General features: G+C 73.2%; 17 protein-coding genes. 12 read left to right on the top strand and 5 right to left on the bottom strand.

Annotation, left to right across the window (positions count from 1 at the left end):
* Positions 1–47: 47 nt before the first annotated feature.
* Positions 48–410 carry a hypothetical protein gene (locus tag FXF51_RS60505; protein ID WP_187414177.1) on the top strand — a complete coding sequence of 121 codons (363 nt, stop codon included), beginning with the start codon at positions 48–50 and terminating at the stop codon, positions 408–410.
* Complete coding sequence (locus FXF51_RS04780; protein ID WP_148432993.1) at positions 397–1,587, top strand: PrsW family intramembrane metalloprotease; 1,191 nt, start codon at positions 397–399, stop codon at positions 1,585–1,587. Before FXF51_RS60505 ends, FXF51_RS04780 begins: the two co-directional genes overlap by 14 nt.
* A gap of 49 nt (positions 1,588–1,636) precedes the next feature.
* On the opposite strand, the gene FXF51_RS04775 is transcribed toward FXF51_RS04780, so the two are convergent.
* Positions 1,637–2,335: a vancomycin high temperature exclusion protein gene (locus tag FXF51_RS04775; protein ID WP_148432992.1), complete on the bottom strand. Its 699-nt coding sequence runs from the start codon at positions 2,333–2,335 to the stop codon at positions 1,637–1,639.
* A gap of 62 nt (positions 2,336–2,397) precedes the next feature.
* Entirely contained in the window at positions 2,398–3,384 is a 987-nt protein-coding gene (locus FXF51_RS04770; RefSeq protein WP_148432991.1) for a COX15/CtaA family protein, read from the bottom strand.
* A gap of 108 nt (positions 3,385–3,492) precedes the next feature.
* On the opposite strand from FXF51_RS04770, the gene FXF51_RS04765 reads away from it, so the two are divergent.
* From FXF51_RS04765 to FXF51_RS04735, 8 genes are read left to right on the top strand one after another with little or no spacing between them, the layout of a single operon-like run.
* Entirely contained in the window at positions 3,493–4,653 is a 1,161-nt protein-coding gene (locus FXF51_RS04765; RefSeq protein ID WP_148432990.1) for an NAD(P)/FAD-dependent oxidoreductase, read from the top strand.
* Complete coding sequence (locus tag FXF51_RS60500) at positions 4,650–4,892, top strand: (2Fe-2S)-binding protein (protein WP_185103381.1); 243 nt, start codon at positions 4,650–4,652, stop codon at positions 4,890–4,892. The genes FXF51_RS04765 and FXF51_RS60500 overlap by 4 nt, the downstream gene beginning before the upstream one ends.
* Positions 4,889–6,619, top strand: coding sequence for an NAD(P)/FAD-dependent oxidoreductase (locus FXF51_RS62395; protein WP_187414176.1), 1,731 nt, complete (start codon positions 4,889–4,891; stop codon positions 6,617–6,619). The genes FXF51_RS60500 and FXF51_RS62395 overlap by 4 nt, the downstream gene beginning before the upstream one ends.
* 26 nt (positions 6,620–6,645) lie before the next feature.
* Positions 6,646–7,539, top strand: a complete 894-nt coding sequence (locus FXF51_RS04755) for a dihydrodipicolinate synthase family protein (RefSeq protein ID WP_148432988.1) — start codon at positions 6,646–6,648, stop codon at positions 7,537–7,539.
* A complete protein-coding gene (locus tag FXF51_RS04750; RefSeq protein ID WP_148432987.1) occupies positions 7,536–8,537 on the top strand; it encodes a proline racemase family protein in 1,002 nt (333 codons plus the stop codon). The genes FXF51_RS04755 and FXF51_RS04750 overlap by 4 nt, the downstream gene beginning before the upstream one ends.
* Before the next feature lie 29 nt (positions 8,538–8,566).
* Positions 8,567–9,532 (top strand): proline racemase family protein, encoded by a 966-nt coding sequence (locus tag FXF51_RS04745; RefSeq protein WP_148432986.1) that lies wholly within the window; start codon positions 8,567–8,569, stop codon positions 9,530–9,532.
* A complete protein-coding gene (locus FXF51_RS04740; protein ID WP_148432985.1) occupies positions 9,529–10,509 on the top strand; it encodes an ornithine cyclodeaminase family protein in 981 nt (326 codons plus the stop codon). The genes FXF51_RS04745 and FXF51_RS04740 overlap by 4 nt, the downstream gene beginning before the upstream one ends.
* Before the next feature lie 26 nt (positions 10,510–10,535).
* Complete coding sequence (locus FXF51_RS04735) at positions 10,536–11,204, top strand: GntR family transcriptional regulator (RefSeq protein WP_148432984.1); 669 nt, start codon at positions 10,536–10,538, stop codon at positions 11,202–11,204.
* A 276-nt stretch (positions 11,205–11,480) separates the two neighbouring features.
* Here the strand turns inward: FXF51_RS04735 and FXF51_RS04730 are convergent, their stop codons facing one another.
* Complete coding sequence (locus FXF51_RS04730) at positions 11,481–12,398, bottom strand: EamA family transporter (RefSeq protein WP_262379289.1); 918 nt, start codon at positions 12,396–12,398, stop codon at positions 11,481–11,483.
* Positions 12,399–12,523: 125 nt separating this feature from the next.
* Here FXF51_RS04730 and FXF51_RS04725 point away from each other — a divergent pair, with 125 nt between their 5' ends.
* Entirely contained in the window at positions 12,524–13,720 is a 1,197-nt protein-coding gene (locus tag FXF51_RS04725) for an MFS transporter (RefSeq protein ID WP_148432982.1), read from the top strand.
* Between the two features lie 40 nt (positions 13,721–13,760).
* Here FXF51_RS04725 and FXF51_RS04720 read toward each other — a convergent pair whose 3' ends face one another.
* Entirely contained in the window at positions 13,761–14,528 is a 768-nt protein-coding gene (locus tag FXF51_RS04720; RefSeq protein ID WP_148432981.1) for an ABC transporter permease, read from the bottom strand.
* The gene (locus tag FXF51_RS04715; RefSeq protein ID WP_148432980.1) at positions 14,525–15,433 is read right to left on the bottom strand and encodes an ABC transporter ATP-binding protein; all 909 of its coding nucleotides are present in this window, start codon (positions 15,431–15,433) and stop codon (positions 14,525–14,527) included. Before FXF51_RS04715 ends, FXF51_RS04720 begins: the two co-directional genes overlap by 4 nt.
* Before the next feature lie 190 nt (positions 15,434–15,623).
* Between FXF51_RS04715 and FXF51_RS04710 the strand changes: the two genes are divergently transcribed.
* Entirely contained in the window at positions 15,624–16,856 is a 1,233-nt protein-coding gene (locus FXF51_RS04710) for a multidrug effflux MFS transporter (RefSeq protein ID WP_148432979.1), read from the top strand.
* Positions 16,857–16,943: the final 87 nt, after the last annotated feature.

Below are 16,943 nucleotides of genomic sequence, written 5' to 3'. Positions count from 1 at the left end.
CATGTGAACAGCTCTTCAGGTGTTGTGACGCACTTGAGGGAGACGGGATGAGCGGGGGACACGGGCGCGGTCACACGGCCGACGCAGTCCGGCTGACCGGCTTCCGCCAGGCCGGCACGATCGCCGCCCTGGTCGTGGCCGCTCGGCGCGACGTGGAGAAGGTGCACGACCTCCATGTCCGGACGGTGACGAGTGGCTACCCGGCCCTGTCGGCCCACGTGCTCGTGGCGCGCGGCGCCGGCTGCCACCGGGTGCGCACGCGGCTCGCCGACCTGCTGCACGAGCGGTTCGCGATCGGCCACACCACGCTCCAGGTCGATCACGGCGTCCCCGGCCTGGAGCGGCACTGCGTGGACCCGCACGGACCCCGGCACCCTGATCCGTTAAAGTCACCCTATGGCGAGCCGTGATCCACGCTGGGTGTTGAAGGACCGCCCGTCGTTCGCGTTGATCATCGGGCTGGTCCTCACCGGCATCTGCGCCCTGGTCTCGTTCTCCTTCGACGTGTTCAACGGCGCGCCGGTGCAGTTCTTCATCGCGCTGGCGCTGGCGCTCGCGCCGGTGCCGCTGCTGCTGGCGGCCGTGCTGGCGCTCGACCGGATGGAGCCGGAGCCGCGCAGCAACCTGATCTTCGCCTTCGCCTGGGGCGCGGGCGTCGCGGTGCTCGTGGCCGGTGTGATCAACTCGCTCAACCTGCACTACATCATCGACACCGCCAAGCTGTCGGAGGCCAGCGCGCGCAACCTCGCGGCCACGTTCGGCGCGCCGGTGGTGGAGGAGACGATGAAGGGCCTGGTGCTGCTGGGCCTGCTCCGCTTCCGCAGGGCCGAGCTCGACGGGCCGACCGACGGCATCATCTACGCCAGCATGGTCGGCCTCGGCTTCGCCATGAGCGAGAACGTCAGCTACTACCTGGGCGCGCTGTCCACCTCCGGGGTCAAGGGGCTGGCCGTCACCGTGGTGCTGCGCGGCATCCTGTCGCCGCTGGCCCATCCGCTGTTCAGCTCGATGATCGGGGTGGCCGTCGCGTACGCGGCCCAGCGCAGGGGGCCCGAGCGCAGCACGTACGTGCTGGCGGGCTGGACGGCGGCGATGATCCTGCACGGCCTGTGGAACGGCCTGGCCTCCTACGGCGGGTTCCCCGGGCTGGTGGTGGCCTACCTGACGCTGCTGGTGGTGCTGGTGGTGCTCATCGGCGTGGTGTTCAGGGACCGGCGGCGCATCGTGGCGCTCATCCAGCGCTACCTGCCGGCGTACGAGCCGACCAAGCTGGTCACCCAGGCCGACATCTTCATGCTCTCCGCCTTCGCCAGGCGGCGGCAGGCCAGGCAGTGGGCCCGCGCGCACGGCGGCAAGCCGGGGTTGCGGGCGATGCGCGACTACCAGCTCGCCGCCACCGAGCTGGGCCTGCTGCACGAGCGGGCGGCCCGGCACATGGTCGACGAGCACACCTTCCACGAGGAGCAGCGGGCGCTGCTGGAGTGCATGAGCACCGCCCGCGCCGACTTCCCGGTGCCGGAGATGCACGCCAGGTCGGTGGCCAGGGGGTCGCCGCCCCCCGGCTACGCGCCCGGCGCGCCCGGCTGAGACGGGACGCGGGTGACCTGCGCGCCCGGCTGAGACGGGATGCGCGTGGCTACGCGCCCGGCTGGGACAGGATGCGGGTGAGCGAGACCTCGCGGGGCCCCGGGTAGACCGGGTCGGAGTTCAGGATCAGGGCGTCGGTGAAGGCCTTGGCGGTGGCGAACAGCTCGCGGGCGGCGTAGGCGTACGTGGTGGTGGCCCAGCGCCTGGAGGAGTCGTCACCGGCGCCGAACGTCTCCAGCCCGGCCGTCCTGCACAGCGTCACGGCCCTGGGGATGTGGAACTCCTGGGTCACCACGGTCACCCGCTCGGCGCCGAACACCTTGCGCGCCCGCACGCACGAGTCCCACGTGTCGAAGCCGGCGTAGTCGAGCACCATCACCGCGTCGGGCACCCCCTTGGCGCGCAGGTAGTCGCGCATGGCGGTGGGCTCGTCGTACTCCTTGCGGCTGTTGTCACCCGACAGCAGCAGCGCCTTTACCTTGCCCGCCAGGTACAGCTCGGCGGCGATGTCGAGCCTGCGGGCCAGCATCGGGGAGGGCTGCCCGGCGAACAGGCCGGCGCCGAGCACCAGCGCCGCCTGCGTCTCGGGCACCCGCCGGATCCAGCCCGCGTCCTCGGCCATCGCCCGGTGTCCCGAGCTGCCGAGCCAGGCCCACGTCATGGGCGCCAGCGCGAGCACGCTGGCCAGCACCAGCCCCTGGTACGCGCGGCGCAGCGCCTTCCGGGAGAGGCGGACTTTTCCCCGCAAAGCACACCCCTTCCTGGCCGGGGGAGTGGCGAATGTAACACCACATACCCTGGCATATCCGCTCAGGCGACGGCGGCTGCCTCGGTGGGGGAGTGGGCGGCGGCGGACGGCTCGGGGTCGCGGGAGCGCAGCGAGGTGGCGACCCTCAGCGCGGTGATCCAGACCAGCGTCGAGCCGAGGACGTGCAGCAGGACCAGCACCGCGGGCACGGCCAGGAACCACTGCGTGTAACCGATCACGCCCTGCAGCAGCACCACGCCGAACGCGGCCATCGCCGCCCGCTTGGCCAGGCGCGGCGCGTCCGTCACATGCAGGGCGAACAGCAGCGCGAACGTCAGCCCCGCCACCACGTAGGCCACGTCGGCGTGCAGCCTGGCCACGGTCTCGATGTCGAGGTCGAAGCGGGAGGCCATCTCGTCGCCCGAGTGCGGCCCCGTGCCGCTCACCACGACCCCGATCACCAGCAGCGCGAACACGGCCGCCACCAGCAGGTGGCCCAGCACGCGGATGTTGCGGTGGACGACCGGCCGCGCGGGCCCGTCGCCCTCGCCCGCGCGCGCGTACAACATCCAGCAGGCCGCGATCAGGCCGCTGGAGATGAGGTAGTGCGTGCCGACGGTGAACGGGTTGAGCATCGTGTTGACCACCAGCCCGCCCCACAGGGCCTGCGCGATGATCCCGATCGGCTGCAGCCAGGCCAGGCGGATCAGGGAGACGCGGCGCGGACGCATCCGCACGGCGGCCACCCAGCAGGCGACGCCCACGGCCAGCACCAGGAACGTGAGCAGCCGGTTGCCGAACTCGACGGCCATGTTCAGCGGCGAAACCTCGGGATGCGCGACCGGGATGAAGCTGTCGGGCGTGCACCTGGGCCACGTCGGGCAGCCGAGCCCGGAGGCGGTGACGCGCACTCCGGCCCCGGTGAGTGTGATGCCGGCGTTGACCACCACGGAGGCCAACGCCCAGACGCGCATCGAGCGCGTGGTCGGCGCCCAGAAGGACCGGACGAAACGCGCGAGGAGGTGGGGGTTGTCCGTGGGTAGCTTCACGTCATCGATGGTAGGGGCCCCACTGGCCGGTCCGGCCATCGGGCTTGTGGGGGCTGCGGGCTTCTCAAGCATCCAAGGTATGTGACATATTACTGCCAGGAGGTGGTGATGTCCGACGTGATCGTCGTCGGCGCGGGAGTGGTGGGGGCGGCCTGCGCCTACTACGCGGCGCGCGCGGGCCTCGACGTGACCGTGATCGACCGCGGCCCGGTGGCCGGCGGCACGACCGGCTCGGGCGAGGGCAACGTACTGGTCTCCGACAAGGAACCCGGCCCCGAGCTGGACCTCGCCGTGCTGTCGAACCGGCTGTGGCGCTCGCTGGCCGAGCTCGGCGGGTTCGAGTTCGAGCCGAAGGGCGGGCTGGTCGTCGCCGAGACCGAGGACGTCCAGCGGCAGCTCACCGAACTGGCGGGCAAGCAGGGCGTCGAGCACACCCTCGTGCCCGCCCCCAGGCTGCGCGACTACGAGCCGCACCTGGCGGAAGGCCTGGCAGGAGGCGTGTTCTACCCCCAGGACGCCCAGGTGCAGCCCATGCTCGCCGCCGCCGCCCTGCTGCGGCACGGCGCGGAACGCTTCGGCCACGGCACGCTGCGGCTGCGGCTCGGCGCCACCGTGACCGGCGTCCTGCGCTCGGGAGACCGGATCACGGGCGTGCGCACCACGGACGGCGACGTCCTCGGCGACGCCGTCGTCAACGCCGCCGGCACCTGGGGCGGCGAGGTCGCCGCGCTCGCGGGCGTGCACCTGCCGGTGCTGCCCAGGCGCGGGTTCATCCTCGTCACCGAGCCGCTGCGCGAACCGCTCATCAGGCACAAGGTCTACACCGCCGCCTACGTGACGAACGTGGCCAGCGACTCCGCCGGGCTGGAGACCTCCGCCGTGGTGGAGGGCACACCCGCCGGGACCGTGCTCATCGGGGCCAGCAGGGAACGCGTCGGATTCGACAGGACCACGTCGGTGCCGGTGCTGGCGCGGCTGGCCGAGCAGGCGGTCGCGCTCTTCCCGGCGTTGCGGGAGGTGCGGGCGATCCGGTCGTACTGCGGGTTCCGGCCGTACTGCCCCGATCACCTGCCGGTCATCGGGGCGGACCCGCGGATGCCCGGGTTGTATCACGCGTGCGGTCATGAGGGGGCGGGGATCGGGCTGGCTCCGGCCACCGGGCATCTGCTCGCTCAGCTTCTCGCGGGGGAGCGGACCGACCTCGACCTGCAGCCCTTCCGCCCCGACCGTTTCCCCGCACCCTCGCTCTCCTCCGAGGAGGCCTCGTGACTTTCCACATCACCGTCGACGGCCGCTCCGTGCCCGTCGTGCCGGGGCAGACCATCGGCGCGGCCCTGCACGCGGCCGGGGTGCGGTCCTGGCGCACCACCCGCTTCGGCGGGCGGCCGCGCGGGCTGTTCTGCGGGATCGGGGTCTGCTTCGACTGCCTGATCTCGGTGAACGGGCGCCCGCCCGAGCGGGCCTGCCTGCTGGAGGCCGAGCCGGGGGACGAGGTGACGACGGCGTGACGTACGACCTCGTGGTGGTCGGCGGCGGGCCCGCCGGCGTGGCGGGCGCGCTCACGGCGGCGCTGGCCGGGCTGCGGGTGGCGCTGGTGGACTCCGGGATCCGGCTCGGCGGCCAGTACTTCCGGCACGCGGCCGAGCCCAAGCGCGCGCCGGGGCTCGAACGGTTCCTGCGGCAGGCGCGGGCGCTCGACACGCGCGCCGACGTTCTGCTGCGGCACCAGGTTTGGGCGGTGTCCCGCGAACCGGACGGCGACCTGCTGGTGCACTGCGCGACCAGAGGCACCGGGCCTGCGGCGACCGGCGCGCCGACGTCCTCGGCGACCGGCGCGATGGCGTCCTCGGCGGCCGATGTGATGGCGTCTTCGGCGACCGGTGCGAGGGCGTCCTCGGCTTCTGGTGCGATGGCGTCCCCGGCGGCCGCGAGGCCGGGCGCCGGTGGCGACACGGGCGCTCGTGAGGAGCGGGCGGTGGTGTTGCGGGCGCGGCGGTTGCTGATCGCGACCGGGGCGCACGACCGGCCGCTGCCGTTCCCCGGCTGGGACCTGCCGGGCGTGCTGACCGCCGGCGGCGCGCAGGCGCTGCTCAAGGGCGGCGGAGTCGTGGCGGGCCGCCGCATCGTGGTGTCCGGCACCGGGCCGTTCCTGCTGCCCGTCGCCACAGGCCTGGCGGGCGCGGGGGCGCGGGTGCTCGGCGTGTACGAGGCCAACGGCGGCCTCGGCCTGGCCAGGCACCCCGTACTGGCCCTGGGCAAGTCCGGGGAGGCGGCGGGATACGCGGCCGCCCTGGCCAGGCACCGGGTGCCGTACCGGACGAGACAGGCGGTGGTGGCCGCCCACGGCGAGCACGAGGTGGAGGCCGTCACCATCGCCCGCCTCGACCAGGACTGGAACGTCACCGCCAGCCACGTCGTCGAGTGCGACGCGGTGGCCGTCGGGTACGGCTTCGTGCCGCAGATCGAGCTGGGGACACAACTCGGCTGCCAGACCCGCCACGACGTGGACGGCAGCCCCGTCCTGAGCGTGGACGCCACCCTCAGGACCACCGTGCCGGGCGTGTGGGCGGCGGGCGAGCCCGTCGGGGTGGGCGGCTGGCGGCTGGCCGAACTGGAGGGCCGTCTCGCCGGCCGCGCCATCGTCGCCGACGCGCGCGCCGTCCGCCTCGCTGGTGGCGCCATCGTCGCGAATGCGGGCACCGGCCGCCCCGCTGGTCGCGCCGACGTTGCGGATGCGGACGCCGATCGCCTCGCTGGTGGCGCCGACGTCGCCGATGAGCGCGCCGTTCAGGCGGCTGTCGTGCCGCCGTTGTTCGCGCGCAGGCGGGAGCGGTGGCGGGCGTTCGGGGAGGCGCTGCAGCGCGCGTACCCCGTCAAGCCCGGCTGGCAGGGGTGGCTGCACGACGACACGCTCGTGTGCCGGTGCGAGGAGGTGCCGCTGGCCCGGGTACGCGAGGCGCAGGCGCTCGGCGCCACCGACGCGCGCGCGGTCAAGCTGCTGGCCAGGCCCGGCATGGGCTGGTGCCAGGGCCGCGTCTGCGGCTACGCCGTCTCCTGCCTGGCAGGCGAACGGCCCCAGCCGCCCCGCCGCCCGATCGCCCAGCCCGTCACGCTCGGCGCCCTGGCCTCCCTCACCACCAGCGCCGACGCCAGCGCCGACACCGGCGCCGATACCAGCGCCGACACCAGCGCCGACGCCAGCGACATTCCCCCCGACGACCCTTCCGCTCACTGACCCCCCGACATCTGGAGGACCTCCCCATGGAACACCGCAGCAAGCCCTGGCAGGGCGTCATGGTCGCCACCGCGCTCCCCCTGCGCGACGACCTCTCGGTCGACTACGACGGCTACGCGGAGCACTGCCGCTGGCTGGTCGGCAACGGCTGCGACGGCGTCGTACCGAACGGCTCGCTCGGCGAGTACCAGACGCTCACCCCGCAGGAGCGCACGAAGGTCATCGAGACCGCCGTCGCGGCGGTCGGCGGCGGCAACGTGATGGCGGGCGCGGGCGCGTACGGCGCCGCGGAGTCGCGGCGCTGGGCCGAGCAGGCGGGCGAGGCGGGCTGCGGCTCGGTCCTCCTGCTGCCGCCGAACGCCTACCGGGCCGACGAGCGGGCGGTCGTGGCGCACTACCGCGAGGTCGCCAAGGCCGGCGTGCCGATCGTGGCCTACAACAACCCCTACGACACCAAGGTGGACCTCACCCCCGCGCTGCTGGCCAGGCTGCACGAGGAGGGGCTGATCGTGGCGATCAAGGAGTTCAGCGGCGACGTGCGCAGGGCGTACGAGATCGCCGAGCTCGCACCCGGGCTGGACCTGCTGATCGGCTCCGACGACGTGCTGCTGGAGCTGGCCGTGGCCGGGGCGGTGGGCTGGATCGCCGGCTACCCGAACGCGCTGCCCGCCTCCAACAGCGCCCTGTACCGCGCGGCCGTGGCCGGTGACCTGGAGACGGCGCTGCCGCTGTACCGGACCCTGCACCCGCTGCTGCGCTGGGACTCCAAGACGGAGTTCGTCCAGGCCATCAAGCTGTCGATGGACCTGGCGGGCCGCCATGGCGGCCCGTGCAGGGAGCCCAGGCAGCCGCTGACGGACGAGCAGGCCGCTATCGTGCGTGCGGCGACCGAGAAGGCACTGGCAGAAGGGCTGCGATGAGGACCAAGCGCGTTTTCCACGCCGTCGACTCCCACACCGAGGGCATGCCCACCCGGGTCATCACCGGCGGCATCGGCGTCATCCCCGGCGCGAGCATGGCCGAGCGGCGCGTGTACTTCCGCGACAACCTCGACCACATCCGCACCCTGCTGATGACGGAGCCGCGCGGCCACTCGGCCATGAGCGGCGCCATCCTGCAGCCGCCGACCAGGCCGGACGCCGACTACGGCGTGCTGTTCATCGAGGTGTCGGGGCTGCTGCCGATGTGCGGGCACGGCACGATCGGCGTGGCCACCGTGCTGGTGGAGACCGGCATGGTCGAGGTGGTCGAGCCGGTCACGACCGTGCGCCTGGAGGTGCCCGCCGGGCTCGTCGAGGTGGACGTCGCCGTCGAGGACGGCATGGCCATGTCGGTGACGCTGCGCAACGTGCCGTCCTACTGCGACAGGCTGGACGCTAGCGTGACCGTGCCGGGCTTCGGGCAGATCCCGTACGACCTCGCGTACGGCGGCAACTTCTACGCCGTCGTGAACCTCGACCACTACGGCCTGCCGTTCGACCGCAAGGCCAAGAACGAGATCATCGCCGCCGGCCTGGCCACCATGGAGGCCATCAACGCCGCCGACGAGCCCGTCCACCGCGAGGACTCCCGCATCCGCGGCTGCCACCACGTGTACTTCGCCGCCCCCGGCTCCGACGCCCACCACTCGCGGCACGCCATGGCCATCCACCCGGGCTGGTTCGACCGCTCGCCGTGCGGCACCGGCACCAGCGCCCGCATGGCCCAGCTGCACGCCAGGGGCGAGCTGCCGCTCGGGCGGGACTTCACGAACGAGTCGTTCATCGGCACCCACTTCGTCGGGCGGCTGCTGGAGGAGACCACGGTGGGCGGGCAGCTCGCGGTCCTGCCGTCCATCACGGGACGGGCCTGGATCACCGGCACCGCCCAGTACTTCCTCGACCCGCGCGACCCGTTCCCGGCGGGGTTCGAGCTCTGATGCCGACGGGCCAGCCGTTGACGGGCCGAATGTTGACGACGGTCGACTACCACACGGCAGGGGAGCCGTTCAGGATCGTGACGGGCGGGGTGCCCGAGATCCCCGGCTCCACCGTGCTCGACCGCCGCACCACCGCGATGGCCGAGCTCGACGACCTGCGCCGGCTGCTGTGCAACGAGCCGCGCGGGCACGCCGACATGTACGGCTGCTTCCTGGTGCCCCCGGACGACCCGGGGGCGCGGTTCGGGGCGCTGTTCTGGCACAAGGACGGCTTCTCCACCGCCTGCGGGCACGGCACGATCGCGCTGGGCGTGCACGCGGTGCGCGAGGGCCTGGTCGAAGCCGCCCCCGACGGGGTGACGGACGTGGTCGTCGACGTGCCGTCGGGCCGCGTCACGGCCCGGGTGCGGCTGTCCGGCGGCCGGATCGAGGGCGTCACCTTCGTCAACGTGCCCTCGTACGTGATCGCCCGTGACGTGCCCGTCGCGGGCGTGCGCGCCGGCGTCTCCTACGGCGGCGCCATCTACGCGTCCTTACGCGCCGCCGACCTCGGCCTGACGGTCGAGCCCCGGCACGTCAACGCCCTCATCGAGCACGCCCGCCGGATCAAGGCCGAGCTGGCCGGCCACCCCGCCGCCAGGCACCCGTCCGACGAGCGGCTCTCCGGCGTGTACGGCGTGATCTTCCACCAGGACCTGCCCGACCTGGACGGCGTCAGGCGGCAGCGCAACGTCACCGTGTTCGCCGACGGAGAGGTGGACCGCTCGCCCTGCGGCTCCGGCACCGCCGCCAGGATGGCGCTGCTGCACGACGCGGACAAGACGGCCGGCCTCGTCCACGAGAGCATCGTGGGCAGCGTGTTCACCGCCCGCGCGCGGGAGACGACCGAGGAGGGCGTGATCGTGGAGATCGACGGCATGGCGTACCGGACCGGGCGGCACGTCTTCGAGCTGGACCCCGGAGACCCGTTCCCGACCGGGTTCACGCTGCGATGAGCGGGCTGCCGTACCTCGACGCCGCCACCGTGGAGCGGCTGGTGCCCATGGGGCGGGCCGTGGACGTGCTGGAGGAGGCGCTGCGGGCCGGGCTCGACCCCGAGACGACCCCGCGCCGGCCCATCGTCGACCTTCCCGCCGGGCAACTGCTGCTCATGCCCGCCTCCACCCGGCGGTACGCGGGCGTCAAGGCCGTCAGCATCGCGCCCGGCAACCCGGGGCGGGGGCTGCCCCGCATCCAGGGCACGTACCTGCTGTTCGACGGCGAGACCCTGGCCCCGCTGGCCGCCCTGGACGGGATCGCGCTCACCTCGCTGCGCACGCCCGCCGTCTCAGCCCTCGCCGTCCGGCACCTCGCCGATCCGGGGGCGCGGCGGCTGGTGGTGTTCGGGAGCGGGCCGCAGGCGTACGGGCACGTGCTGGCCCTGCGGGAGGTGCGGCCGGTGGAGGACGTCACCGTGGTCGCCCGCGACCGGCGCCGGGCCGAGGCGCTCGCGGGCTGGTGCCGCGAGCTCGGCCTGACCGCCCGCGCCCTCGCCGCCGACCCGCCCACGCCCGCGGAGGCGGTGGCGGAAGCCGTGGCGGGGGCGGATCTGGTCGCGTGCTGCACCACGGCCAGACACCCCCTGTTCCCCGGTAAGCTCGCCCGCGACGGCGTCACCGTCGTCGCGGTCGGCTCGCACGAGCCCGACGCCCGCGAGCTCGACGGCGACCTGATCGCCCGCGCCACCGTGGTCGTCGAGGCCAGGGCGGCCGCCCTGGAGGAGGCGGGCGACATCGTCGTCCCGATCCGCCAGGGTACGATCACCTCTCATCATCTCGCCGGGAACCTCGCCGACCTGATCGCCGGAAGGGTGGTCGCCGGGCCGGGGCCGCGCGTGTTCAAGAGCACGGGCATGGCGTGGGAGGACCTCGTGGTCGCGGCTGCCGCCCACGAGGCCGCACAGCAGGGCCCGGGTACGCGGGCACAGGCATGAGGGTGGACAGAGAGAGGGATGGGCCGATGGCTGCCGAGGACCGGCTCGACCTGCCGATGGTGGGGGAGCGGCTCAGCTTGCGCGAGCAGGTGGCGCACGCGCTGCGCGCCGCGCTGATCACCGGTGAGATGCGGCCGGGGGTGGTCTACTCGGCGCCGGTGCTGGCCGCCCAGTTCGGCGTCTCGGCTACGCCGGTGCGTGAGGCGATGCTCGACCTGGCCAAGGAGGGCCTGGTCGAGGCCGTGCGCAACAAGGGGTTCAGGGTCACGGAGCTGTCCGACCGCGACCTGGACGAGCTGACCGAGATCCGCCAGCTCATCGAGGTGCCCACGGTGGCGAGGCTGGCCGACAGCTCGCGGGCGGAGGAGTTCGAGCGGCTGCGGCCGATCGCCGAGGAGATCGTCTCGGCCAGCGAGCGGGGCGACCTGCTCGCGTACGTGGACGCCGACCTGCGCTTCCACGTCGAGCTGCTGTCGCTGTGCGGGAACGCGCACCTGGTGTCGGTGGTGCAGGACCTGCGCAACAGGGCCAGGCTGTACGGCCTGTCGCAGCTGTCCGAGCGGGGCACGCTGGGCGACTCGGCGAGGGAGCACCTGCAACTGCTGGACGCGCTCAAGAGCGGCGACGGCGCCGCCGTCGGGCACCTGATGGCGGAGCACATCGGCCACGTCCGCGGCATCTGGGCCGAGCACTGACGGTAAACGGCGTCAAGTTCTGACATTCGGGGATCGGGCACTCCCCGATGGCGGTAATCTCAATGCGGACCGGCCGGGCGACGCCTGGCGCGAGCGCCGCCGGTCCCGCGTCCCCGGTCCGCAACGGACCGGCCCTTTCCGGCACATGCCTGGTCAAGCGGACACCCGCACTCCGCTGACCTTCATGGGCTCGGCACACCCCGCCCACCGAGCCGAGCCCACCGCCGCGCGCCCGAGACCCCATCCCACGGGCGCGCGGCGGCCCTCATCTCACGGTCATCCCCGGTTGCGCGTGCGGGTCGAGCCCAGGCTGGCGGCCACGATGCAGATGATCGCCGCCCACTGCTGGACGTGCAGGATCTCGCTCAGCAGCAGCACCCCGATCAGCGCCGCCACGGCGGGCTCCAGGCTCATCAGGATGCCGAACACGTGCTTGGGCATGCGCCGCAGCGCCTGCAGCTCCAGCGAGTACGGGATCACCGACGACAGCAGCCCCACCCCGAGCCCGATGAGCAGCAGCTCCGGCTGCAGCAGGTCGGCCCCGCCCGTCGTGACGCCGACCGGCAGGATCGCCAGGGCCGACACGATCATCGCGAACGACAGCCCGCTCGTCCCCGGGAAGCGCCGCCCGGCCGCCGCCGACAGCAGGATGTAGGCGGCCCAGCAGGCGCCCGCCACCATCGCGAACCCGATGCCCACCCAGCTCACCGACGCCGACTCGCCCCACGGGGCCAGCAGCAGCACGCCGATGGCGGCCAGCCCGACCCACACCAGGTCGATCCGCCGCCGCGAGGCGGCCACCGCGACGCCGAGCGGCCCGAGGAACTCGATCGCCACCGCGATGCCCATCGGCAGCCGCGCCAGGGCCTCGTAGAAGGTCAGGTTCATGACGGCGAGCGTCAGGCCGAAGCCGACCCCCACCGCCCAGTCGCGCCAGGACAGCCCCCTGAGCCTGGGACGCGCGACCGCCCCCATGATGAGTGCCCCGGCCGCGATGCGCAGGAACACCACCGCGCTCGGCGGCAGCGTCGCGAACAGCTCCTTGGCGAACCCGGCGCCGAGCTGTACCGAGAAGATCCCCAGCAGCACGAGGCCAGAGGGCGGGATGCTGTCGGCGGCGCCGCGGAGCAGCTTGCCCGGCCGGGGAAGGGCCGGCCCCCGGTCGATGGGGTCGTCGAGTGCGAAGGCGGTCACGGAACTCCTCGTCAGGAACATGCAGAGCAACCTTCAGAGCCTACTCAACGCGCCCGATATTCCCCCCTTTAAGGTGGTACTACTGCCGACTGGATCATTCATCCGGACAAATAGAACATGGACGTATGAAAGCCCCCACCCCCTCCGTTAGCCTCACCCGCCCGCCGCTGACCCTGTCCGTGGCCGGGTTCGTCAGCAGCTTCGACCGGTTCGCCGTGAGCCCCATGCTCGTGCTCATCGCCGCCGACCTGGGCGTCCCGCTGTCGGCCGCGGTCGCCGCCGCCAGCGGCTACTACCTGGCGTACGGGCTGACGCAGCCGCTGTGGGGCCTGCTGTCCGACCGTTTCGGACGCGTGAGCGTGATGCGGTGGGCGCTGTTCGGCGCCGCGCTGGCGGGCCTGGCCTCGGCGCTGATGCCCATGCTGGGCACGCTCGTCGTGGCCAGGGTGGTGACGGGCGCCTGCTTCGGCGCGGTGATCCCCACAGGGCTGACGTACGTCGGCGACACCGTCGAGCCCTCGGTGCGCCAGCGCGCGCTCACGGACCTCATGGCCGCCGCCGCGCTCGGCACGGCGCTCGCCACGGGGCTGGGCGGCGTCGTCGCGGGCCTGGTGGACTGGCGAGTGGCCTTCACCGTCCCCGCAGTCTGCGCGCTGGCCTGCGCGCTGTCACTGCGCACGCTGCCCGAGCCCCCTCGCCACGAGAACGCGGGCAACGGGGTGCTCGGCCACCTCGGGGCGGTGCTCGGGCAGCGGTGGGCGCTGCTGGTGTTCGCGCTGGCCTTCACCGAGGGGGCCATCATGCTGGGCGTCATGCCGTTCCTGGCTCCCGCGCTCCAGCACACGGGGCTGGCCGCCGCCGTGGCCGGGCTGTCGATCACCGCGTACGGGCTGGGGCTGTGGGGCTTCGCCAAGCTCGTCAAGCACCTGTCGGGACGCTGGTCCGCGCCCCTGCTCATGGTCGTGGGCGGCGCGCAGCTCTGCGCGGGGTTCGCCATCGTGGCCGTGCACGTCAGCGTGCCCGTCGTGGTCGTCACGGCGCTGCTGCTGGGCGGGGGCTGGTCGTTCCTGCACTCCTCGCTGCAGACCTGGGCCACCTCCGTCGTGCCCGAGGCCCGCGGGACCACCATCGCGTTCTTCGCCTGCGCGTTGTTCGTGGGCAGCGCGGTCGCCTCATGGGCGGCGGGGCCGCTGGCGCAGGACGGGCGGTACGGGCTCCTGTTCGGGCTGGCGGCCGGTGCGGCCATCCCCCTGACGGCGGTGGCCGCACTCACCCGCCGCCGCTACGGCGCCCTGCGCCCAGAACCGCCCCGCCCCGAATGAACGCGGCCCAGAACCGCCTCGCCCCGAATGAACGCGGCGCTCATTCCCAGCGGAACGTACGCGAGACCAGCCCCAGCGACACCACCGCCCACGCCGCCAGCACGAGCACCGGCACCAGCGGAAGCGCCGCCCCTTGGGCGAGCACCGCGCGCAGGCCGCTCGTCAGCGCGGAGATGGGCAGCGCCTCCAGCACCGGCCGCACCCCGTCGGGGAACTTGGACAGGGGGAACATCACCCCGCCCACCCCCAGCAGCACCAGGTAGACCAGGTTGGCCGCCGCCAGGGTGGCCTCGGCGCGCAGCGTGCCGGCCATCAGCAGCCCGAGCCCGCTGAACGCCGCCGTGCCCAGCACGATCAGCACCACGGCGCCCAGGAACGAGCCCTGCGGACGCCACCCCAGCGCCAGCCCCACGGCCACGATGACCACGGCCTGGATGAGCTCCACGCCGGCCACCGCCGCCGTCTTGGCCAGCATGAGCCCGCTCCTGGACAGCGGGGTGGCGCCGAGCCGCTTGAGCACGCCGTAGCGGCGCTCGAAGCCGGTGCCGATGGCCTGCCCGGTGAAGGCGGTGGACATGACGGCCAGCGCGAGCACGCCCGGCACCAGGAAGTCGACGCGCCGCCCGCCGCCGACGTCGATCAGCGGCGCGAGTGAGAAGCCGGTCAGCAGCAGCACCGGGATGATCATGGTGAGCAGGAGCTGCTCGCCGTTGCGCAGCATGGCGCGGATCTCCGCGCCCGCCTGCGCCAGCACCATGCGCGGGAACGGCGCCGCGCCGGGAGCGGGGGTGAGGTCGAGGGCGGTCATCGCAGCTCCCTGCCGGTCAGCTCCAGGAAGACGTCTTCGAGGGTGCGGCGCTCGATGCGCAGGTCGTCGGCCGTGACGCCCTCGGCCGCGCACCAGGCCGTCACCGTGGCCAGCAGCTCGGGGCCCACCAGGCCCTCGATGATGTAGTGGCCGGCCGGCGACTCCTTGGCCGCGCTGCCCGCCGGGAGCGCGTTGAGCAGCTCCTCCAGCGCCAGCCCCGGCCGCGCCCTGAACCTGAGCTGCCGCTCCGCCCCGGTGAGCGAGGCGGGGCTGCCCTCGGCCACCACGCGCCCCCTGTCGATGATGACGACGTGGTCGGCCAGCCGCTCGGCCTCGTCCATGTGGTGGGTGGTCAGCATGACCGACACGCCGGCGGCGCGCAGCTCGCCCACGAGGTCCCAGCAGGCGTGCCTGGCCTGCGGGTCGAGACCGGCCGTCGGCTCGTCGAGGAAGACCAGCTCGGGCCGCCCGACGACGGCCGCCGCCAGGGACAGCCGCTGCTGCTGGCCGCCCGACAGCCGCCGGTACGGGGTGCGTACGTGATCGGTCAGCCCCAGCCGTTCGAGCAGCGCGCCCGGATCTAGGGGGTGCGCGTAGAAGCGGGAGACCAGCCGCAGCCACTCGGCGCAGCGCATGGCCGGCGGCACGCCGCCCGCCTGCAGCATGACGCCCACCCGCGCGCGCAGCTCCGGCAGCGCGGGCGCGAGGCCGAGGACCTTGACCGTGCCGGCGTCGGCCTTGCGGAACCCCTCGCAGATCTCCACCGTGGACGTCTTGCCCGCGCCGTTGGGACCGAGGACCGCGGTGACGGCGCCGCGCTCGGCGCGGAAGGTGAGGCCGTCGACGGCGGTGCGGCCGCCGTAGCGTTTGACCAGGTCGACGATCTCGACGGCTGGGGAATCCATGGCCACGAGTTTAGGGACTCCCGCAGGCGGTCCGGGCCGCAGGTAAGCATGACCGCATTGGCCTGGTCATGCATCCCATCGGATGAGATTTCGGGAAATATCTGATGACTGGGAATTCGGAGGACCGGAACATGGTTTGACCACTCGGCCCTCGTGGGGCCACAGGCCTACGAGGGAGAGGGGTACACGCATGTCCGTGGCTGAAATCGCCACGTCCGCCGCCGTCGTCCAACCGGAGCGCAAGAGCCGCCGCGGAGTGCTGCTGCTGATCCTCGGCGCCCTGTCGGCGATCGGCCCGCTGTCCATCGACATGTACCTCCCCGCCCTGCCCGCCATCACCTCCGAGATGCTCAGCGGGGAGGCGCAGGTCCAGCTCACGCTCACCGCCTGCCTCATCGGCGTGTCGCTCGGCCAGGTGATCGCCGGGCCCACGAGCGACGTGCGCGGCCGGCGGGCGCCGCTGATGATCGGGGTGGCCGGGTTCATGGTCGCCTCGCTGCTGTGCGCGTTCGCGCCGTCGGTGCCGATGCTCATCGTCTTCCGGCTGCTGCAGGGCATGCTGGGCGGCGCGGCGCTGGTCATCGTGCGGGCGGTCGTCCGCGACCTGTACGACGGCGCCGCCATCGCCCGCATCTTCGCCACGCTGATGCTGGTCAGCGGCCTGGCGCCGATTCTGGCGCCCATCGCCGGCGCGCAGCTCCTCGCGTTCACCTCGTGGCGCGGCGTGTTCGTGGCGCTCAGCATCGCCGGGCTCCTGCTGCTGCTCGCGGTGGTGGCGGGCGTGCGCGAGACGCTGCCCGCCGAGCAGCGCGAGAGCGGCGGCCTCAGGCACACCGTGAGCACGTTCTGGCAGCTCCTGCGCGACCGCTCGTTCATGGGCTACGCGCTGACCGGCGGGCTGGCGTTCGCGGCCATGTTCGGCTACATCTCGGGCTCGCCCTTCGTCCTCCAGGACGTGTACGGCGCCACGCCCCAGCAGTACTCCCTCATCTTCGGCCTGAACGCCTTCGCCCTGATCGCGACCTCCCAGCTCGGCGGCCGTCTGTCGGGCCGGGTGCGGCCGGGCCTGCTGGTGCGCGCGGGTCTCGGCGTCGCGCTGCTCGGCGCGGCGCTGCTGATGACCGCGGCGCTGGCGGACCTCGGCCTGTGGGGCATCGTGAGCGGGCTGATCGTCATCATGCTGGGCCAGGGCCTGGTCCTGCCGGGCACCGGCGCGCTGGCGCTGGGCTCCCAGCCCGCGCAGGTCGCGGGGAGCGCCTCGGCGCTGACCGGCGTGCTGCAGTTCGCCCTCGGCGCGGCATCCGCCCCGCTGGTCGGACTTGCCGGAACCGGCTCCGCGGTGCCCATGGCCTGTGTCATGCTCGGGCTCTTCATCTGCTCGGCCCTGGCGTTCACGATCCTGGGCCGGACGAAAGTTAGGTAAGGCTACCCTGCGTGACAAATTCCATTCCCGCCCCTGCTCAGATCCGTTTGTGAAGCGGGAAGGAATTACGGCACACTGATGTTGTGA

The sequence above is a fragment of the Nonomuraea sp. PA05 genome (assembly GCF_008086045.1).
Taxonomy (GTDB): Bacteria; Actinomycetota; Actinomycetes; order Streptosporangiales; family Streptosporangiaceae; genus Nonomuraea; species Nonomuraea monospora.
Note: the sequence above shows the minus strand (reverse complement) of the source record. Positions and strands in the feature narration are given on the sequence as shown.